Origin of the sequence: Vibrio sp. Of14-4 (assembly GCF_022347625.1) — a bacterium.
Taxonomy (GTDB): Bacteria; Pseudomonadota; Gammaproteobacteria; order Enterobacterales; family Vibrionaceae; genus Vibrio; species Vibrio pristinus.
The window spans coordinates 17,621-37,060 of sequence record NZ_JAKRGI010000004.1 but is presented as its reverse complement, the minus strand read 5'-3'; the positions used below and the strand labels follow the sequence as shown (position 1 = coordinate 37,060).

Sequence of the window (19,440 nt, the reverse complement as noted above, 5' to 3'; positions counted from 1 at the left end):
TTTGTTCATCGTGTATTAACATAATAATTTAAGGGACGATATCATGAACGATATTATTCGCCACTTCTTTAAAATGGAGTCAGCTGGAGGCATTCTTCTCGTCATTGCAGCAGCAATCGCAATGACTATCGCCAATACACCGCTTAATGATGTTTATCAATCGGTTCTTCAGTCTTATGTGCTAGGTTTGTCAGTTTCACACTGGATTAATGATGGTTTGATGGCGATATTTTTCCTCATCATTGGCCTTGAGGTGAAGCGTGAATTACTCGAAGGGGCACTTAAGTCGAAGGAAACCGCAATATTCCCTGCAATCGCAGCAGTGGGGGGCATGTTAGCTCCGGCTCTCATATACGTTGCTTTTAACTATAGTGATGCGGATGCCATTCGTGGCTGGGCTATTCCAGCGGCAACTGATATTGCTTTTGCGCTCGGCATTATGGCTCTTTTAGGTAACCGTGTTCCCGTAAGTCTGAAAGTCTTCCTATTGGCATTAGCTATTATTGATGATTTAGGCGTAGTGGTGATCATCGCTCTCTTCTACACAGGAGAATTGTCGACCACAGCGTTGGGTGTTGGCTTTGCAATGACAGCAGCGCTATTTATCTTAAATGCCGCAAAAATTACTAAGCTCACCCCCTATATCATAGTCGGTGCGATACTTTGGTTTGCTGTATTAAAATCGGGTGTTCATGCAACATTAGCCGGAGTAGTCATAGGCTTTGCAATACCTTTGAAAGGTAAGAAAGACGAAGAATCACCTCTCAAGAAAATGGAGCATGGGCTGCATCCTTATGTCGCTTTTGGAATTCTTCCGGTATTTGCGTTCGCTAATGCAGGTATTTCACTTGCGGGTGTTTCGATTGATGGCCTAACGTCTATGCTCCCACTGGGAATTGCTCTTGGCTTGTTAATTGGAAAACCGGTGGGAATTTTCACTTTCAGTTGGGTGGCTGTGAAAGCTGGGGTTGCTAAACTGCCGGAGGGCATAAACTTCACTCATATATTCGCAGTATCGATTTTATGTGGTATTGGTTTCACTATGTCGATATTTATATCGTCTTTGGCCTTCGGTCAAGCTAATCCAGAGTACGATACATATGCGAGATTGGGAATCTTGATGGGCTCCACTATATCAGCGGTTCTTGGGTATATACTTCTTCGAGTATCACTTCCCGATAGTACCAAAATGGCAGATAAACCAGCCTAATCTAAATCGGAAAAGTTGCGCTCCTCACAAAAGGAGCGCTTTTAGTTTGCAGAAGAATCATTTCTCTATGATGCTAAATATAGTCCACTCTTCAACTACTATTTCATCTAGACCGATAACACTTGCTGTCACACTGCGGTTTGCAGCATGAGCGACTTCATCATCACCTTCGTCTTCCAGACGGCTTTCGCCAAATCCAACGATAGTAATGCGCTCAGGTGCTATGCCGTAATACAATAGTTCGTCCTGTACAGCTGCTGCTCTTTTTTTCGATAAATTAAGATTATATGCTGCTGAGCCTACTTTGCTTGTGTAACCACGTATTTGAATCGATGCAGACATATATTTTTCCAAGAAGTCGGCCATTTCTTGTATTTGGTCTGAAAATACAGGATTAACTTCGTATGAATCGTGTTCGAAAAGGACTCTTAATGCCTGCTCTTCTTGTGTTTTGACCGAGCTCGCACATCCATCATTATCGATTTTTGCGCCCTCTGGGGTATCCGGGCACAGATCTCTTGCATTAACTACTCCATCTCTATCATCATCCGTCAAGTCTGCTACTTGGATTGCTTTGGGTGTATCTATATAACTATACTCATCTTCTATAGCTAGGGAAGTACCAGACAGTGCAACACTGATACTAGTCAGTACAAATATGCCTACACTCTTCATGTTCAATACTCCACTTGTTCCATCCATTCAGGTGGGACAGCAACTAATAAGGAATCTAATAAATTACCAGTAGCATTCATCACTCGATACTTCGCATATTGTTCAGCATAATGCGCATCAAGATAGTCTCTTCGTGCTTCAAACAGCTCGTTTTCCGTGTTGAGAAGATCTAACAGCGTTCTCTGGCCAATTTGATACTGTTTCTCATAGGCGATAACGGTTTCTGAGGCCGAATCAACATGATCGGCAAGAAATTCTTTTTGTTGTAAAGAAAGGTCCAATGCACTCCATGATAATCGTAAGCTTTCCTCTACTTGGCGATAGGCATCATCACGTAAATCTTTTGCTCTGTTTAGTTGGTATGCGGCACGTTCAGAAAGGTCTTTATCAGAACCTCCATTAAAGAGGTTATAGTTCAATCTAAGCATAGCTAGTGATTCATCACTACTGCCGACATTGCCTCCCGCATCCTCTCTCCATGTTTGGCTGGCTTCGACCGATACTGTCGGGTAGTAGTTACCTTTGGATTGTTTATACTGGTAACGCGCGGAGTCAACATCAGCCTGGGAGATTTTAATCACAGGATGACTATTGAAAGCAGTATCTAATGCGTCTTTAAGTGTAAGTGGAAGCTTAGACTCATCAGCTCTGGGATAGATCAAACCCAAGGGGCGTCGTCCTACCAGCCTTCTGTACTGAGTATGAGTGTCGATTAGGTTATTTTGCGCTGCAAGTAGGTTAGCATGCGCTTTCGCAATACGAGCTTCTACTTGGGTAACATCGGCAGTAGATCCAATGCCTGAGTCCGCGCGCTTTTTGATATCACGATATATCTTTTTGTGTACAGCAAGATTGCTCTCAGAAAGAGCAAGAACTTCCGTTGACTTGACAGCATTGAGGTAAACGTCAGTGACTTCTAGTGCTAGATCGGAAGCATCTGCCAATAATTGTAACCTAGATGATTCAGCTTGTGCTGCAGTTCTGTCTATATCGTTTAGAGTTGCATTTCCATCCCATAAAAGTTGAGTGAGTATAATGGATGCTTCTTTTCTGGTTAAGTCTGTATCGGTTCTACCTGATGATCGAGCAGGGCTGATACTCTCTCTACCTAATCCGGCGTCTAAATCAACATTGGGTAAGTAGGCACCAAAAGAGGCATCTGATTCTTTTAGAGCACTTTTGTATAAGTTGAATGTGCTCTTTAGTTCAGGGCTGGTCGCCAACGTAATTGATACTGCTTGCTCAAGAGTTTGGCTATTGCTGGTAAAACCAACTAAAGCGACACTACTGGCCAGAATCGCTTGTTTCCAGTTCAAGGGAGACTCCTTTCAAATCAATCTACTGAAAGCAAGATAAAAGTTGTCCCATTTTATCTAATTCTTCCACGTGAAATTTATCGAGTAATATAGTGCAACTAACTGAAAAAATGGTAACTTTTTACCAAAAATGCCGATTAAGTATCGAAAAGATGTAAGGTTCCTCCTAAATGCTTACTTTCGGTTGGTGTAATACGCACGCAAGGACTAAATTTAAGAGTATCCGTGACTTTACTCAGAATGATAGTGGACGTTATTTATGTCAGTAGTTATTGATGTAAATGGTCAACTAAGAGAGCTTGCTCCGGGAGAGTCCTAGGGCTGGTGAAGTCGTTGTGGAATTTGGGCAAGGTGCCCCAGCAGCAACAGATTTAGATGCTCAGTTAATCACTGGTGATGGCGAAACCTTTGACATAGATCTAGATAGCGACATTGCCTCGATATTCGATCAGATAGAACAGGGAATTGACCCAACCCAAAATGATGAGTTTGCGACAGCCGCAGGTGGGCAAAATGGCTCGAGCCCGACAGGTACTGGTGATAATGCGGGTAGCAGTGTTTACGTTGAAGTGACTTATACATTCGCCGACAATACAACTCAGGTAGAACAATACCAAAAAGACCCTGGACATACAGGTAACAGTCAAATTTTGTATGATTTTACTTATTCATCACCCAATAACCCAATAGTTTCAATGGAGTTGACATCTACAGGAGGGAGTTGGGAACTACGTTATCTTTCAGGTAATCAGCAGGTGACTGAAGATGTAACTTTCAATTATGTAGCGGTAGACTCTGACGCGGCTGTAAGTAATGAAGCTACTGTGACTCTTGATGTAAGTGATTCTCCTCAATATGAAGTGCTTTCTGCAGCCAATGAGGTGACTGCGCAACTTGGGAACCAAATTTTACTCGGTGATAGTAGTGATAATGTATTTAAATGGCTCGATAATACTCTGGATAGTGGCACAGATGTAGTTAAGAATTTTGATCTAGGGAATGACTTACTCGATTTTAGAGACATTTTGGATGATAACGACGTCGAAGTCGCCGATCTGATTAGTAAAATAGCACTGTCTGTAGATAACGATAATGTTGTCTTAACGGTTAGTGATGAAGGTACAGATCAAACTATCATTTTGGATGGCGCAACGACTTCATTTGAAAACGCTGGGTTAATCGTCAATGATGTGATTGCCAACGAACTCAATACTCTGACTCAAATCTTGAAAATGGACAGTTAATTATCCATCCTGGGTGTTATATGTTCTTTTTAGGTACAGTCACATAAATTCTCGTATATCGCACGAAGTTCTTGTTAAACGTTTTCTTTTACTGTATTTTCTCGAGCAATCTCGGTTCTGTCTTAATATTGATACACTGGGGGATACGCGTGATAAACATTCAGGCTGAGTATTTATTGCGTAGGGTAGGTATCGACAAGCTCTTTTGTCGATAGACGGGATACTAATGTCGCCAATGCGGCATGTTGATGGGAAACCCAACATTGAACTCACATAAAAAACACACACTGATCAGCTTTGTTCTACCTCAATGCCCTGTATTACAAAACAGTTGCATTACTGAACCTTGATTCCCCAACTATAAGTTTTAATCCATTTATTCGATGGAGCGTATTCGTATAGCCAGTTTTTTTGGTTTTGATACGAACGGGCAGCCGTACCTGCTATCCCATATAATAGTTAAATAAGTTACACAGAATATCGAAGGAGCTAGTCATGAGCACTGCCTTTGAAGTCGATAATTCGTTGAATGAAAACAATATCGCAAGTCCATTTTCGTCACAAATTCCCGTTGTAGATGGAGTTTACGACCTCACACCTGATTCCGTTTTACAAGAGCAATCCGAGCATGAATCCGAGGTCCGCTCATATCCTCGTCGACTACCTATCGCTATAAAACAAGCTTATGGAGTCCTGGTTGAAGATACACGAGGTCAGATCTTTCTAGATTGCTTAGCGGGTGCTGGTACGCTTGCTCTTGGCTATAACCATCCGGAAATCAATCAAGCACTCAAAAATCAGCTTGATTCAGGCCTTCCATACCAAACGCTTGATATCGCGACGAAAGCCAAAACCCACTTTATTCAGTCGGTGAAAAATTTTCTTCCGCAAGAGCTTGGAGAAAATTGCGTCATTCAGTTCTGTGGACCTTCAGGAGCGGATGCTGTAGAGGCGGCGATAAAACTTGCTAAACAAACCACTGGTAGAAATACCATGTTTGCTTTCCGAGGAGCTTATCATGGAATGACTAATGGCACTATGGGCATGATGGGTAATTTAGGTACCAAAGCTCGCCGCACTGGCTTGATGTCGGATGTGCATTTTATGCCATTCCCGTACAATTTACGCTGTCCTTTTGGTTTGGGCGGAGAAGATGGAGCACGTGCTGGTATCCGTTACATTGAGCGCTTGCTTAATGATGACGAGGCCGGAATCATGAAGCCTGCAGCTATTATCGTCGAACCTATTCAAGGTGAGGGTGGTGTCATACCTGCGCCAGCATTCTGGCTACAAGAGCTTCGTCGTATTTGTGATGAACATGAAATACTACTGATTTTTGACGAAATCCAATGCGGTGTTGGTAAATCTGGATACCATTTTGCGTTCGAGGAAGCGGGAATTGTTCCTGACATATTATGTTTATCCAAAGCAATTGGTGGAGGCTTGCCAATGTCTCTGCTGGTGATCAATAAAGAGCATGACACTTGGTTACCTGGAGAGCATACTGGTACGTTTCGTGGCAACCAACTTGCGATGGTTTCTGGTGCAAAGGCGTTGGAGATCATCGAGCGTGACAATCTTGTCGAACACGCAAATGTTTCTGGCCAGTATTTACGTTTGGGGTTGGAAGGCATTCAAAAACGTGTCAACTGTATTGCTGATGTACGTGGTAAAGGCTTGATGTTGGGTGTGGAAATTTGTCAGCCAAATCAGAAGCTAAATAAGTTCGGTGAACCTGCATCAGATGGCGAATTGACCTTATCTATCCAGCGTGCAGCACTTGAGAGAGGCTTGATGGTTGAGAAAGGCGGACGCGATGGCTCGGTCATCCGATTCCTACCCCCGCTTATTATTTCCTTTGAACAGATCGATTTTGCTCTTCGTGTTCTCGAAGAAGCTATTTTGGTTTCTGGCGGTGCTTATAAGGTTCAACAGGAATCAAATCAAGCATGGAAAAAACACTTTATTCAAACAGGTGGAATGGAGAGGGCTGATTTTAGTAAAGCCATGAACCATGCGACTGCAACAATGGAAAAACTGTTTGAGCAAGTCAGTGGTCCTTATTCAGGTGTCGAGCCTAAAAAGCTAGAAGAGTTAATCAATGCGGTTGACCTTAACAATCAACAATCAAATTTGCTCGATGTTATCGATCATACCGCAGACCTTGTCGGAAAAAACGCTATCTTCACACAGCATCCAGATTGTATTGCACATTTACATACACCTCCGCTGCTATCGTCGGTAGTGGCTGAGACAATCATTGCTTCTTTGAATCAGTCTATGGATTCTTGGGATCAAGCTTCATCTGCAACCTATGTTGAACAAAAAGTAGTGAGTTGGCTGTGTGAAAAATATGAACTAGGCAAAATGTCTGATGGTATTTTTACTAGCGGTGGAACCCAGAGTAACCAAATGGGATTGATGTTGGCGCGAGATTGGGTGGCTGATAGGCTATCTGGTCATTCAGTTCGTCAACATGGGCTTCCAGATTATGCAGATAAACTAAGGATTATTTGTTCAGACAAATCACATTTCACCATTCACAAGGCTGCATCTTGGATGGGGCTTGGTAAGCAATCTGTTTTGACTGTTCCAACCAACATTGATGGTACTATGGACACAGTGCAACTGGAAAGAGTGGTTGCAGATGCTAAATTTAATGGCCTCATCCCATTTGCTATTGTAGGTACTGCTGGCACGACAGATCATGGTGCAATTGATGATTTGAATACGCTTGCTGATATAGCAGATGCTCATCAAATGTGGATGCATGTTGATGGGGCATACGGCGGAGCGCTGGTATTAAGTAGTCACAAAGACCGCTTGGCAGGGATAGAACGTGCGCATTCTATAAGTGTTGATTTTCATAAGTTATTTTATCAAACCATAAGCTGTGGCTCTTTACTGGTTAAAGATAAAGCTCACTTTAAGTATTTGCTTCATCATGCAGATTATCTTAATAGAGAACACGACGAGTTACCTAATCTTGTCGATAAGTCTATCGCAACCACTAAACGGTTCGATGCCTTAAAGGTGTTTATGACGATGCAAAACGTAGGGCCTAAAACATTAGGGGCCATGTATGATCATCTGTTAGAACAAACCCAGAAGGTTGCCGAGTTAATCGACCAAGAGAAAGACTTCGAGCTTTTATCAAACCCATTACTGTCGACGGTTTTATTTAGAGTCACACGTAAACATTCGGTAGATCTAAATGAATTGAATAAACGAGTTCGACTTGAAGCTTTAACACGTGGTGTTGCTGTATTGGGCGAAACCATTGTTGACGGTAAAACGGCACTTAAATTTACGATTCTAAATCCATGCTTAGCCATGTCTGACTTTGAATCATTAATCGCAAAAATAAACAAGCTAGCAGTTGAGTTAGCGTAACTTAGGTAATCAAACTATGGCAATTCTTCAGATTGGCGCAGGTGGTGTTGGCTGGGTAGTGGCACACAAAGCAGCGCAAAATAATAAGATCTTGGGTGATATTACTATTGCTTCGAGAACAATAAGCAAATGTGAAAAAATCATTGCTTCGATTGATAAGAAAAACAACCTACAAGATCCAACAAAAAAGCTAGAAGCAAAAGCTGTTAATGCCGATGATGTAGATGCTCTCGTTGCTTTAATTAATGAAGTCAAACCTGACCTGGTGATTAATGCTGGTCCTCCATGGGTTAATATGACGATCATGGAAGCGTGCTATCAAGCTAAAGTATCGTATTTGGATACGTCGGTTGCCGTTGATCTTTGCTCGGAAGGGCAGCAAGTACCACAAGCTTATGATTGGCAATGGGGTTACCGTGAGAAGTTTGCAGAAGCTGGCATAACTGGAATTCTTGGGGCTGGTTTTGATCCGGGTGTTGTGTCTGTATTTGCAGCCTATGCAGTGAAACATTTGTTCGATGAGATCGATACAATCGACGTTATGGATGTGAACGCAGGTGATCACGGTAAAAAATTTGCCACTAACTTTGATCCAGAAACGAACATGCTTGAAATTCAAGGCGACTCTTTTTACTGGGAAAATGAACAGTGGAAGCAAGTCCCCTGTCACTCGAGAATGCTAGAGTTTGATTTTCCATTAGTCGGTAAACACAAAGTCTATTCTATGGCTCATGATGAAGTCAGATCAATGCAAGAGTTTATTCCGGCAAAACGAATTGAGTTTTGGATGGGGTTTGGTGATAAATATCTTAACTACTTTAACTGTATGCGGGATATAGGTTTATTAAGTCCGGATCCTTTGACTTTGCATGATGGTACCACGGTTCAACCCCTTCATGTTTTAAAGGCGTTACTTCCTGATCCAACATCTCTTGCTCCTGGGTATGTAGGTAAAACTTGTATCGGAACTTGGGTTCAAGGCAAGAAAGACGGTAAAGAGCGTAGTGTCTTTATCTATAACAACGCAGACCATCAAGTAGCTTATGAAGATGTGGAACATCAAGCAATCTCGTACACGACTGGTGTGCCAGCCATTACAGCGGCATTGCAATTTTTCAACGGAAAATGGGCTGATAAGGGCGTGTTTAATATGGAACAACTCGACCCAGATCCATTCTTGGAAACTATGCCTGAGATTGGCCTTGATTGGCATGTTCAGGAATTAGAAGTTGGACAGCCAGATATTCAGATTTTGAAATAATTTCTAGCCCTATCCATTTACCCCAAAGCCGGTACTTAGTTATCGGCTTTATTCGATTTTACGGTATTTAGAAATGCAAAAAAGTGAATTAAAAACACCCTATTTTATGATCAATGAAGCCAAGCTGATTGAGAATTTAGAGCAGGCGAAGAAACTAAAAGAGATATCAGGTGCAAAACTGGTATTAGCTCTTAAGTGTTTCTCAACTTGGGGCGTTTTTAACATCATTAAACCTTATTTAGATGGTACTACCAGTTCAGGTCCATATGAAGTCAAACTTGGATATGAGACATTTGGCGGAGAAACTCATGCTTACAGTGTGGGATACAGCGAGGAGGATGTTCGTGAAGTCGCTGATATTTGTGATAAATTAATTTTCAATTCACACAGTCAGCTGTCCGCTTATCGTCACATTGTCGAAAACAAGGCATCGATCGGCCTTAGGCTTAATCCTGGCGTTAGCTATGCAGGACAAGACTTAGCAAACCCAGCAAGGCAGTTTTCTCGTTTGGGTGTGCAATCCGATCATATAGACCCAGCAGTATTTGAAAGTATTGATGGTGTTATGTTTCACATGAATTGTGAAAATAAGGATGTGGATGCGTTTATTCGTTTGCTAGATTCAGTTTCAGACAAATTTGGTCAATATCTCGATAAGCTTTCATGGGTCAGCTTGGGTGGAGGCGTGTTTTTCACGTGGCCAGGCTATGATATTGAAAAGTTGGGCCTAGCACTTAAAGCGTTCGCACATAAGCATGGTGTACAAGTTTACTTAGAGCCGGGTGAAGCGATCGTCACTAACACGACTGATTTGGTCGTGACTGTGGTCGATATCGTAGAGAATGGTATGAGAACCGCTATTGTTGATTCTGCTACAGAAGCACATCGCCTAGATACCCTTATCTATAACGAGCCCGCATCAATTCGTGAAGCATCAAAACAGGGTCATTATGAATATGTCATAGGATCATGTTCATGTTTAGCTGGAGACCAGTTTTGTGTGGCAAATTTTGAGCAGCCGCTTGAAATTGGGCAGCGCCTGCATATTTTGGATAGTGCTGGTTATACAATGGTGAAACTTAATTGGTTCAATGGCCTGCGTATGCCGTCTGTGTATTGTGAACGTTCAAATGGTGAACTCCACAAACTTAATGAGTTTAACTATTCAGACTTTAAACGTTCTCTATCACAGTGGAGTGTTGAATAGAACTGCATAGTCGCCACTGGGTAGCGCTCAGCTACCCATCGGCTAGGATTCGACAATCACACGAATACCGATACTGAGAGCCTCCAAGTCCTTTACTACATCATCAATAATTACATCTTCAGGCACTTTTACAGACATATTCGCTGTGAATAAACTTGAGCTTACGCCGCCACCACCAGCAACAAAAACACGCTGACAGTCCATATCGAGGATATAGATATTTTGTCTATCCAGTGCATGACTTATTTCGTTGACGATACCTGCTCGATCCGCGGAATCTAATCTCAGTTTATAGATACTTTCTGCGTTCTGAATATGGTTTTTTGCTTTACTAAATTTAACCAGAAGGCCTTCATGATCGCAAAAAGCATCTTTAACTAAGTCTTCATTTTCTTGAGGTATTTCAACCTTAATAACACCAGCAACGAGCTCCTCTAAAAAATTCACCTTGCTGACCAACCACTTTCCGCCGTGGTCATGAGTAATACTGGCCAGTTGCTTAATGGTTTGTGGTGTTGCATTTCCTGTAAAACTAACGATAAAAATTCGATTCATATGACCACCTGAGCAAAATCTATCTCGCATATCTAGTTTGATTGTAGAAGCCCTTCAAGAGTGGAGGTTGATTTGGGTCAACATTTAAAGTGGAATTTCTGCCATTTGACAATAACGTCGTCTTGTAAAGCGCTATGTCACAGTAACTTGACTAACAAATGATAGAGCTAATTTTGGCAAGAATTTTCATAACTTTTCTGGTGATATTTGCATTGAAATTGGCAGTGTGAATTTTCCGTTTAATTCCAATCGAAGGTGATGATGTGAAAGTATCAGCATTAGGTAGGGTGTTTATTTCACCAGTCTATAATAGGGATTTAGCTGAGAGAAAGCTTGAGGTTGTCTCTGTATCTCAACCATCTGAGTATGGCAAAAGCCGTTCTGCTTCTTTACCGCCCTTTAAATTCGAGGCTTTGCCTGAGACTCAGCATAAACCGATACAACCAGAACGATTGAATATTACTTCGGCCGATGCTTTAGACTCCAAGAGTGGAGTCTATGGTCTTGCGATACGTGATCATCAAGAAACAGAAGTGCTTAAAAAACATACTGAGAGTAAATCGTTGGAAGGTATAAAGCGCTTGGTAGTTATTGGTGATAGCCTGTCGGATTCACATGGACGTATGAAGTCAAAAACCTTGGGTCTCATGCTGTCTTCTAGGCAGTATCATGAAGGACGTTTTACCAATGGGTTTGTATGGCCGGATTTTATATCCTCAGATGCTTACTTAAAAAAGCACATTAAAGACAAAGATGTGCGTGATAACTTCAAATTATTCAATTATGCAGAGGGTGGAGCAGTCACGGCACGTTACTCGAAATTGGACCCCACCTTTATTCTCATTTCTCATATGAGCAGACAAATCCGAAAGCATGAAAAAAAGGAAGGATTTAAGCCTGGAGACATGGTGGTGCTAGCACTAAGTGCGAACGATTATATGACTTTTTCTAAGCGCGATATTAACAAGGTGATGAACTGCTACCGAAATCAAATCACAAAATTGGTAGAATCAAAAGGGGTTAAACATATTCTTGTTACTGGTGTGCCTGACTTGTCTACCACGGCTTTAGCGCAGAGAAAAGGGCAAGATTACCAACAGAAAATGGCCAAAATATCTCACGAGCATAATGCTGCAATGCAAGTATTGTTAAAGGAGATGAATAAAAAATATAGAGATAAGGGAGTGGCAATAAAATTTTTTGATTTTGGTGGGGAGTTAAGCAAACTTGTGACTGCGGCCAATAAAGTGGGTTATGACACAGTGACCGAAGAGCAGGCAGGGTATGTTGACCTACGTCGCTACTTTGGGCTTGGAGGATGGAGCCAGCCATTTGATCCCGCACATAAGCACATATTTCACGATCAGGTTCACCCTAGCCAAGAAGTCCACCAAATCCTTGCGTCGCGCATGTGTGACTTTATTGTCAACGAGTTTGGTAGTAATGGTTAGTGCATTCTCTTCGGCTTAACACTTGCCAAATAAACAAGCTTATTCACTGTATACATCATAGTTGGCTTGGCTCTCATTGAGTCGAAATTGTTGTGGTGTGAGGTCAAAATAGGACTTGAATGCCTTAATATAGGAAGAGTCATTTTTATATCCTATTTTGTCTGCAATAACTTGGATGGGTAGTTCTTGATCTAATAAAGGCAAAGAACAAATAAGTCTTAAATGTTGGCGCCAGCGGGGGAAGGAAGTATTGAATTCCTTAAAAAACAGTCGTGATAACGTTCTGTCTGAGGCGCCGACTTTATCTCCCCAAACTTTTAGTGACCAGTCTAATGAAGGCTTCTCCGATAGTTGATTAAAGATAAATCGTAATCGCCTATCCTGAGGTAACAGGAGCTGAAATGTTACTACTTCGTTGGCATATATTTGATCGTGTAACACGTCAAGTAACCGGATCATTTGATCTTTAGAATGACCACATGAGTAGGTCCTACGAATTTCTTGCAATAATTGCTGTAGGAAGGGTGTAAGGTGAAGCGTTCTTAATCTGTCGGTATGGTTTCGACTCAAAGCTGGATTAATATAGATGCCAATAAAAGTGGTATGAGATAAAGCGATTGACTCATGACTTAGAGTAGCAGGAACGAACAACGCTGAAGTATGGGGAAGAAGGTACTGATAGTTCCCTGACTGAGTCTGTAATAGCCCTTTTATTGGGAAAATGATTTGATGCCAATTGTGGCTATGCATTTTGTCTACATAGCCTTTGGCCATTTGTATTGTTTTTACCAGCACCGGCGCGTCTGGTTGAGTAGCGATAACCTCGTTGGCTGATAGTTGATATTCCTGTGTTTTATCTTGGCGGCTTAGCATTATAAGGTGTCTTATTGTCTCTATCTCGTCATTAATACATCAGGTTAGCATAGTGTTATTAACTATCACAGGAGAGACTATGCGGATTCATTTTATTGTCCATGAGATATTTGAGGGACCAGGTTATTTCGAGTATTGGGCATTTAAGAACGGATTTACACTAAGTTATACGCGTTTATATTTAGGAGAGACCCTGCCTGATAATGCCAAAGAATTTGATGTATTAATTGTGTTGGGTGGTCCCCAAAGCCCCTCGACATCTCAAAAGGAAAGCCCTCATTTTGATGCCGATAAAGAGAAAAATCTCATTGGCGAAGCAATATCGAGTAACAAAGCGGTTGTGGGTGTTTGTTTAGGCGCGCAGCTTATCGGAGAGGCTTTAGGTGCTAGTTATACAAAAAGTCCCGAACCTGAAATTGGCGCTTTCCCTATTACACTAACATGTCATGGAATAAGCGACCCTCTACTTAGCAAATTTGAGGGTAAGGAATTAGTCGGTCATTGGCACAATGATATGCCGGGCTTAACCCAAAATGCCGAGATACTTGCTTATAGTCGTGGTTGTCCTCGACAAATTGTTCGTTACTCTGGATTGGTTTATGGTTTCCAGTGTCATCTTGAATTCACGCCTTTTGAACTTCCGGCTTTGATAGAACATAGCACAGAGCAACTTGAGGTTGGACATGAACATGAGTTTGTTCAATCTGAAGATGAAATTTTAGCTATGGAAACCTCGCGGATGAATCATCTGCTTCACTCTTTTCTTGACGGGTTAGTGCAGAAATATTTGCAGAAGGATTGTCATTGATATGAGATATAGGGTAGATATATATCAGCAAGAAAAATTACTTTTTAGTGTAGACATTGAACATATAGATAAAAATAAAAGAGAGGAATACTTAGAGTTACTGCTAGTGAAGTTCCCCTCTGAAGAAGGGTATCAGTTAAAAACTTTCTATTCAGATCATGAAATTCGTTATCTTAAAAGTACCGGAGACAGTGTCGAACTGCTTGCTGCATTGCCTGTCTACCGGTTGGTTCCATATGGCTGAAAAAGGCAACTTCTGTCGAGGAAACTATGAAAAGTTTAGGGAAAGTAAACGCTGTGCTGACGGGTAAGGCAGTGTCGTTTGCTCATGGTTCAAAAAGCGCAATTGACAAGAAAGTTGTTGATGGGCGTCAATCCGTCTCTTTTCTGGGACTTATGGGTGATGAACAAGGAGACTTACGTTTCCACGGTGGAGTAGAAAAGGCTCTCCACGTTTACCCCACTGAGCACTACAGTAAATGGGTGAAAGAGCTTGGTGATCGAGATATTTTTCATCATATCGGAGCGTTTGGTGAAAACATAAGCTCTAGTGGTATCACTGAAAAGGATATCTGTATAGGCGATAAAATACGTATAGGCTCAACGCATTTAGAGGTTTCTCAGGGCAGAATGCCTTGTTGGAAATTGAACGTACGTTTTGAGCAAAATGATATGGCAAAGCGTTTACAAGACTCACTGCGAACAGGGTGGTACTTCAGGGTGCTACAAGAGGGAGATATTGGGCAAGGTGACGAGATCTTATTGTGCGATAGACCTTATCCTGAGTGGACGCTTGCTAGGATTATGAGTCTAATCTTTGAAGGCTGCCTTGAAACGTTAGAGTTACAAAAATTGGCACAATTACCTTTGGTCGAGTCATGGAAAAAATTAGTTGACCTAAGAATAAGGGATGGTGTTGTTGAGGATTGGTCTCCTAGAATAGAAGGCCCTTGTCGTAAAGATCAATAAAGTTGGTGATGTAAGCCTGCTTGAGTCGCGAGCAGGCTTACAAATAGAGGTTATGTCTAGAAAGTAATCTTCATCTCGACGCCATAAAAAATATCGTCATAGCTAGCGCCTGAGTCTAGAGCAAATTTAGCAACATCTTGATTACCAAACCAAGGTTTTGTGTTGAACTGGAATTCGGCTGAGCCGCCCCAAGCATCGCTGACCCAGCCGTGGATGTGACCAACTGGATTGAGAAAGAATAAACTGACACTTCCCATGGTTTCAGAACCCCATACCTCACCACCATTAGCCACGATATCTTGTTCTGCCTCAAACATCATTTCACCGACAACGGCGCCGAAGAATGGTGTGATGAACAGGTCTTGCCAAGATGGCACTTCGGCAAATGCTTCAACCCCATATTCCCAGAAAAAAGTCGATAATGTTGCGGAGTATAAGAAAGATTCAAATTCATTGAAGCCAGCATGACGAGCAGCAGTATAGTAAACTCCACCAAAGTATGGATGCATAACGTAGTTGAGAAAGTGATCATCTCTGTCCCAAACAGGGCCTGAAGTGACGTTGTCTTTCCACTTTGAACCCAAACCGCTTAAATCTCGGTCTTCTTCATCCCACTTAGTAATAGATTCAGGGAGCAAAGTCATTAACCCGACTGTCGCAACACTGAGACCCAAAATAGTGTATGTTTGTCCCTTAAGATAGCCCCAATCTTTTTCGCTTTGTACAGTGAGGTATTTTGGTAACTCAGGCTCTTCAAGTTTAAACTCACTTTCAGTTAGACCTAAATTGTATGGAGTTTGTGAGTTGTATGAATACGGGTTGTCGAAAAGGTAGTAGTTTTGACTGTCTTCTGCTTGATATGAAAACTCAATGTGCTTAGGAGTTTCATAGATGTTGGCGTTTGTGTAGGCAGAAAACGACAACATCAAAGTCGTGATGTATTTTTTGTACACGGATAAACTCCATAATCTTGTGCTTGAACTGTCCCTAGTTCACGATTATCCACCAAAGTAACTAGAATGAAAACCGCAACTTGTGCTAATTAAGAAACTAATACTCTTAGCTGCGCTCAAACTATGAAGGCGGTCCGTTATTACACTCTTCATACATGAGCTAAGATGCTTATCAGTTCGATATTCATACTTCTCTGACTAGCTTCTATCTTAAAGCTGAAGAGTTATCATGGTTATTAAGAACTTCCTAAAAGGAAAGTGAATATGTTGAAAATAGCGATGTTAAGCACTGGTGAAGAAGTGCTTCATGGGGATATTGTCGATACAAACGCTGCTTGGCTGTCTGAAAAGTTTTTCCAACGTGGTTTCTCTTTGTCTAAACGTTCCACAGTTGGAGACAGCAAATCAGCGTTAGTTGAAGAGTTAATGATGTTAAGTTTCAACTACGATGTGGTGATAGTAAATGGGGGGCTAGGACCAACAACCGATGATGTCAGTGCTGAGGCTGCAGCAGAGGCTTCTGGTTGTGAATTAGAACTGTATTCACAATGGATGGATAAACTAGAAAAGCACTTTTCATCTCGTGGTATGCCTATGCCGGAGAGTAACAGAAAGCAAGCCATGTTACCCCAAGGGTCAATAATTTTAGATAACCCAATTGGCACCGCATGCGGTTTTTCACTGACTTTTAATGACTGCGATTTTTATTTTACGCCAGGTGTGCCGAGTGAATTCTACCTGATGGTTGAGTCAATCGTGTTGCCTGCATTAAACGAACGTCATGATAACGTGGTTGGTTTTGACTGTAGTAAGCTATATACCTTTGGCTTGTCCGAGTCATACCTGTCTGATCTGATGAATAAAGTCGATTTACCAGATGAATACACGTTAGGTTACCGTTCTTATTTACCCTATATAGAAGTGAAGCTATTTGGACCAAAAAATGATGTAGATAATAGAGTCAAGCTTCTTAAAATTATCCATAATCTGATTGAAGAAAATGTGGTGAGTGTTGATGAGCCATTTGAAGATTGTGTTGCCTATCTGATAGCAGAAAAAGGTCAGTCAATTTCTACAGCAGAGCAATCAACATATGGCCAGCTTATTCGGTGGCTAAATTCTAATGACCAAACGGCACACTATTGTGAGCACGGATGGGTGTTGGGAGAAAGAGTTGAGGTGGGAGAAAGCAATAATGATGCTTTAGCTGCGATACTTGCCCTTGCTGGAGCTACAAGAGAAAAGTGTGCCACTGATATTGCACTTGCTACCGGAAAGCTCAAAGATCAAACGTTTTCAGTCGCCGTAGCTACTCCTAATGGGGAATGGGGACAGACTCTAAGTTTTAAGCGCTCATTATCTCGTGATGACAAGGTGGCTGTCATTACCACTGTGGCAGCAGATATGCTCAGACGTTACTTTTTGAGTAAAAGTATGTTTCCTAACTACAGCGCTCTTACTCGCGTTAAAGAAATCTATATTCCGAGGGAATGCATTAACAATTAAAGGCTTGAATGATACTTTGTTAGCATTGTTAACGCTATCTAACCATTAGTACAGGTCTTATATCATTAAGTGAATGAATATGCTCCTTATTACAGCTATGACTTGGCTAATGGTTTTTAGAAGAAAATCATCTAACGCTTAAAGTTATGATTTTTAATAGATGGCTGATGAGCTCCATAATTGGTACGTGCATTTGTTTCATTTGTGCTTAAAATGAAAGTTCATCAGAGGTTTTACCTAGGGAGGTTCGCATGTGCCAACATTCGAGAATTGTAGTTTGGTATCAAGTTGCAGGCCAAAAAGTCGTGCTAGGAGAATCACTTAGTGAGTTTGGTCATGATGCTAGCTCGATTTGGCTCAGTGTGCCAGAAGAAGAAAATCATACAAATTCATTAGGCTATCGCTTGTCTCTGTTTGACGATGGAGGAAGAGAAATTGCAAGCAAAGCTGTATCTACACAGACCGCTGATGAATTTTTAGCCCGAATTAAAGTTCGTGTGTAAACCTTATATATAAATAACCCGACTGATTAAGTCGGGTTATTAAAAGTGAATGATTATGCACTTTTGTCATTAAGGCTATAAGTGACATTTTCAATTTCTATGTCAGATTTCGCCTTACATATACAGGGTAAAATTTCATCACTTTCAGTGTAGGCCATTGCAAAACCAACGTATTCTACTTCACCTTTGGCTAGCTTGCAGCGACAGGCACCACAGTGCCCATCTCGGCAGTTGTATTCAGGTATTATTCCAGCATTCTCCATTGTCTCTAAAACTGTGTTAGAAGGATTAGACTGAATTGATGTAGTTCCGTTGATCTTTATGTTGGGCATTAGAGCTCAAAGTCCTTAAAGTCATCTGCTTGAACATCACTATCTATCTGTCCCACAAGATAAGATGATATTTCAGCTTCTTGCGGAGCAACTTGAACATTATCTGATGATAACCAAGCATTTATCCATGGAATTGGGTTAGACGTAGCCTCTGGGTATGCTGCATCGAGTCCGACGGCCTGCATACGAATATTTGTAATGTATTCAACGTACTGGCAAAGAATATCTTTGTTGAGACCTATCATGGATCCATCTTTAAACAAGTACTCGGCCCATTCTTTTTCTTGTTCGGCGGCGGCTTTAAACAAGTCGAAGCATTCTTGCTTGCACTCTTCTGCAATTTGCATGAATGAAAAATCATCCTGACCGTTACGTAGCAGATTTATCATGTGCTGTGTACCAGTTAGGTGGAGAGCCTCATCACGTGCGATTAGCTTGATGATTTTCGCATTACCTTCCATCAATTCACGTTCTGCAAAAGCGAAGGAGCAGGCAAAACTTACATAAAATCGAATAGCCTCTAAAGCGTTCACAGACATCAAGCAGATGTAGAGCTTTTTCTTGAGGTCGTGCAATTTAACAGTGATTTGCTCACCGTTAACGGTATGCGTGCCTTCACCGTAACGATGGTAGTCATTGGTTAACTGAATTAAGTCATCGTAGTACTGAGAAATATCTTCTGCACGCTTTAATATGTGCTCATTTTCTACGATATCATCAAACACAATAGCAGGGTCATTGATGATGTTACGTATGATATGAGTGTAAGAACGTGAGTGAATCGTCTCAGAAAACGACCAAGTTTCAATCCAAGTTTCAACTTCCGGTAGTGATACTAACGGAAGTAAAGCGACGTTTGGACTGCGTCCTTGAATTGAGTCAAGCAAAGTTTGATACTTCAAGTTAGAAATGAAAATATGCTTTTCATGCTCAGGAAGCTTGTTGTAGTCGATGCGATCGCTTGAAACATCAACTTCTTCTGGTCGCCAGAAAAATGAAAGTTGCTTTTCGATAAGCTTTTCAAATATTTCGAATTTTTGTTGGTCATAGCGAGCAACATTTACGGATTGACCAAGGAACATAGGTTCTTTTAATTGGTCATTTTTATTTCGGTTAAAAGTACTGTAAGCCATGCTGCCTCTTTCCTTTTAAGCCCCTCTACTGAGGGGCAAACAATCTGTTAA

The 19,440-nt window shown here is 41.4% G+C and carries 18 protein-coding genes; 11 read left to right on the top strand and 7 right to left on the bottom strand.

The window, feature by feature from the left end:
* Positions 1–43: 43 nt before the first annotated feature.
* Complete coding sequence (gene nhaA / locus MHN79_RS05410; protein ID WP_239172019.1) at positions 44–1,210, top strand: Na+/H+ antiporter NhaA; 1,167 nt, start codon at positions 44–46, stop codon at positions 1,208–1,210.
* Positions 1,211–1,267: 57 nt separating this feature from the next.
* On the opposite strand, the gene MHN79_RS05405 is transcribed toward nhaA, so the two are convergent.
* Positions 1,268–1,885: an OmpA family protein gene (locus MHN79_RS05405; protein WP_239172018.1), complete on the bottom strand. Its 618-nt coding sequence runs from the start codon at positions 1,883–1,885 to the stop codon at positions 1,268–1,270.
* A 2-nt stretch (positions 1,886–1,887) separates the two neighbouring features.
* Complete coding sequence (locus MHN79_RS05400; protein WP_239172017.1) at positions 1,888–3,201, bottom strand: TolC family outer membrane protein; 1,314 nt, start codon at positions 3,199–3,201, stop codon at positions 1,888–1,890.
* A 335-nt stretch (positions 3,202–3,536) separates the two neighbouring features.
* Here MHN79_RS05400 and MHN79_RS05395 point away from each other — a divergent pair, with 335 nt between their 5' ends.
* From MHN79_RS05395 to nspC, 4 genes are all read left to right on the top strand, one after another.
* On the top strand, positions 3,537–4,445 hold the full coding sequence (locus MHN79_RS05395; RefSeq protein ID WP_239172016.1) for a M10 family metallopeptidase C-terminal domain-containing protein: 909 nt from the start codon (positions 3,537–3,539) through the stop codon (positions 4,443–4,445).
* Between the two features lie 495 nt (positions 4,446–4,940).
* On the top strand, positions 4,941–7,838 hold the full coding sequence (locus MHN79_RS05390) for a pyridoxal phosphate-dependent class III aminotransferase (protein WP_239172015.1): 2,898 nt from the start codon (positions 4,941–4,943) through the stop codon (positions 7,836–7,838).
* 16 nt (positions 7,839–7,854) lie between these two features.
* The gene (locus tag MHN79_RS05385) at positions 7,855–9,099 is read left to right on the top strand and encodes a carboxynorspermidine synthase (protein ID WP_239172014.1); all 1,245 of its coding nucleotides are present in this window, start codon (positions 7,855–7,857) and stop codon (positions 9,097–9,099) included.
* Positions 9,100–9,172: 73 nt separating this feature from the next.
* Positions 9,173–10,306 (top strand): carboxynorspermidine decarboxylase, encoded by a 1,134-nt coding sequence (nspC, locus tag MHN79_RS05380; RefSeq protein WP_239172013.1) that lies wholly within the window; start codon positions 9,173–9,175, stop codon positions 10,304–10,306.
* A gap of 42 nt (positions 10,307–10,348) precedes the next feature.
* On the opposite strand, the gene MHN79_RS05375 is transcribed toward nspC, so the two are convergent.
* Complete coding sequence (locus MHN79_RS05375; RefSeq protein WP_239172012.1) at positions 10,349–10,861, bottom strand: ACT domain-containing protein; 513 nt, start codon at positions 10,859–10,861, stop codon at positions 10,349–10,351.
* A 263-nt stretch (positions 10,862–11,124) separates the two neighbouring features.
* Here MHN79_RS05375 and MHN79_RS05370 point away from each other — a divergent pair, with 263 nt between their 5' ends.
* Positions 11,125–12,312, top strand: coding sequence for an SGNH/GDSL hydrolase family protein (locus tag MHN79_RS05370; RefSeq protein WP_239172011.1), 1,188 nt, complete (start codon positions 11,125–11,127; stop codon positions 12,310–12,312).
* A gap of 39 nt (positions 12,313–12,351) precedes the next feature.
* Here the strand turns inward: MHN79_RS05370 and MHN79_RS05365 are convergent, their stop codons facing one another.
* The gene (locus tag MHN79_RS05365) at positions 12,352–13,185 is read right to left on the bottom strand and encodes a helix-turn-helix transcriptional regulator (RefSeq protein WP_239172010.1); all 834 of its coding nucleotides are present in this window, start codon (positions 13,183–13,185) and stop codon (positions 12,352–12,354) included.
* A gap of 79 nt (positions 13,186–13,264) precedes the next feature.
* Here MHN79_RS05365 and MHN79_RS05360 point away from each other — a divergent pair, with 79 nt between their 5' ends.
* The 3 genes from MHN79_RS05360 to MHN79_RS05350 are packed head-to-tail and all read left to right on the top strand — an operon-like array spanning position 13,265 to position 14,962.
* Positions 13,265–13,993 carry a glutamine amidotransferase gene (locus MHN79_RS05360; RefSeq protein ID WP_239172009.1) on the top strand — a complete coding sequence of 243 codons (729 nt, stop codon included), beginning with the start codon at positions 13,265–13,267 and terminating at the stop codon, positions 13,991–13,993.
* Position 13,994: 1 nt separating this feature from the next.
* A complete protein-coding gene (locus tag MHN79_RS05355; RefSeq protein WP_239172008.1) occupies positions 13,995–14,237 on the top strand; it encodes a hypothetical protein in 243 nt (80 codons plus the stop codon).
* Positions 14,238–14,263: 26 nt separating this feature from the next.
* Positions 14,264–14,962: an MOSC domain-containing protein gene (locus tag MHN79_RS05350; protein ID WP_239172007.1), complete on the top strand. Its 699-nt coding sequence runs from the start codon at positions 14,264–14,266 to the stop codon at positions 14,960–14,962.
* Positions 14,963–15,018: 56 nt separating this feature from the next.
* Here the strand turns inward: MHN79_RS05350 and MHN79_RS05345 are convergent, their stop codons facing one another.
* Entirely contained in the window at positions 15,019–15,915 is an 897-nt protein-coding gene (locus MHN79_RS05345) for a DUF3943 domain-containing protein (RefSeq protein WP_239172006.1), read from the bottom strand.
* Between the two features lie 264 nt (positions 15,916–16,179).
* Between MHN79_RS05345 and MHN79_RS05340 the strand changes: the two genes are divergently transcribed.
* Positions 16,180–17,421: a CinA family nicotinamide mononucleotide deamidase-related protein gene (locus tag MHN79_RS05340; protein ID WP_239172005.1), complete on the top strand. Its 1,242-nt coding sequence runs from the start codon at positions 16,180–16,182 to the stop codon at positions 17,419–17,421.
* 251 nt (positions 17,422–17,672) lie between these two features.
* Positions 17,673–17,924 carry a hypothetical protein gene (locus MHN79_RS05335; protein WP_239172004.1) on the top strand — a complete coding sequence of 84 codons (252 nt, stop codon included), beginning with the start codon at positions 17,673–17,675 and terminating at the stop codon, positions 17,922–17,924.
* 53 nt (positions 17,925–17,977) lie between these two features.
* Here the strand turns inward: MHN79_RS05335 and yfaE are convergent, their stop codons facing one another.
* Positions 17,978–18,256, bottom strand: coding sequence for a class I ribonucleotide reductase maintenance protein YfaE (gene yfaE / locus MHN79_RS05330; protein WP_114784757.1), 279 nt, complete (start codon positions 18,254–18,256; stop codon positions 17,978–17,980).
* Positions 18,256–19,389 (bottom strand): class Ia ribonucleoside-diphosphate reductase subunit beta, encoded by a 1,134-nt coding sequence (gene nrdB / locus MHN79_RS05325; protein ID WP_160932929.1) that lies wholly within the window; start codon positions 19,387–19,389, stop codon positions 18,256–18,258. Before nrdB ends, yfaE begins: the two co-directional genes overlap by 1 nt.
* Between the last annotated feature and the right edge of the window lie 51 nt (positions 19,390–19,440).

Bases quoted from the DNA above. Each gene is read 5' to 3' on its own strand.
- MHN79_RS05405 (WP_239172018.1), bottom strand. From the start codon at position 1,885: ATGAAGAGTGTAGGCATATTTGTACTGACTAGTATCAGTGTTGCACTG.
- MHN79_RS05340 (WP_239172005.1), top strand. From the start codon at position 16,180: ATGTTGAAAATAGCGATGTTAAGCACTGGTGAAGAAGTGCTTCATGGG.
- yfaE (WP_114784757.1), bottom strand. From the start codon at position 18,256: ATGCCCAACATAAAGATCAACGGAACTACATCAATTCAGTCTAATCCT.
- MHN79_RS05350 (WP_239172007.1), top strand. From the start codon at position 14,264: ATGAAAAGTTTAGGGAAAGTAAACGCTGTGCTGACGGGTAAGGCAGTG.
- nrdB (WP_160932929.1), bottom strand. From the start codon at position 19,389: ATGGCTTACAGTACTTTTAACCGAAATAAAAATGACCAATTAAAAGAA.
- nspC (WP_239172013.1), top strand. From the start codon at position 9,173: ATGCAAAAAAGTGAATTAAAAACACCCTATTTTATGATCAATGAAGCC.
- MHN79_RS05355 (WP_239172008.1), top strand. From the start codon at position 13,995: ATGAGATATAGGGTAGATATATATCAGCAAGAAAAATTACTTTTTAGT.
- MHN79_RS05365 (WP_239172010.1), bottom strand. From the start codon at position 13,185: ATGCTAAGCCGCCAAGATAAAACACAGGAATATCAACTATCAGCCAAC.
- MHN79_RS05375 (WP_239172012.1), bottom strand. From the start codon at position 10,861: ATGAATCGAATTTTTATCGTTAGTTTTACAGGAAATGCAACACCACAA.
- nhaA (WP_239172019.1), top strand. From the start codon at position 44: ATGAACGATATTATTCGCCACTTCTTTAAAATGGAGTCAGCTGGAGGC.
- MHN79_RS05360 (WP_239172009.1), top strand. From the start codon at position 13,265: ATGCGGATTCATTTTATTGTCCATGAGATATTTGAGGGACCAGGTTAT.
- MHN79_RS05390 (WP_239172015.1), top strand. From the start codon at position 4,941: ATGAGCACTGCCTTTGAAGTCGATAATTCGTTGAATGAAAACAATATC.
- MHN79_RS05385 (WP_239172014.1), top strand. From the start codon at position 7,855: ATGGCAATTCTTCAGATTGGCGCAGGTGGTGTTGGCTGGGTAGTGGCA.
- MHN79_RS05335 (WP_239172004.1), top strand. From the start codon at position 17,673: ATGTGCCAACATTCGAGAATTGTAGTTTGGTATCAAGTTGCAGGCCAA.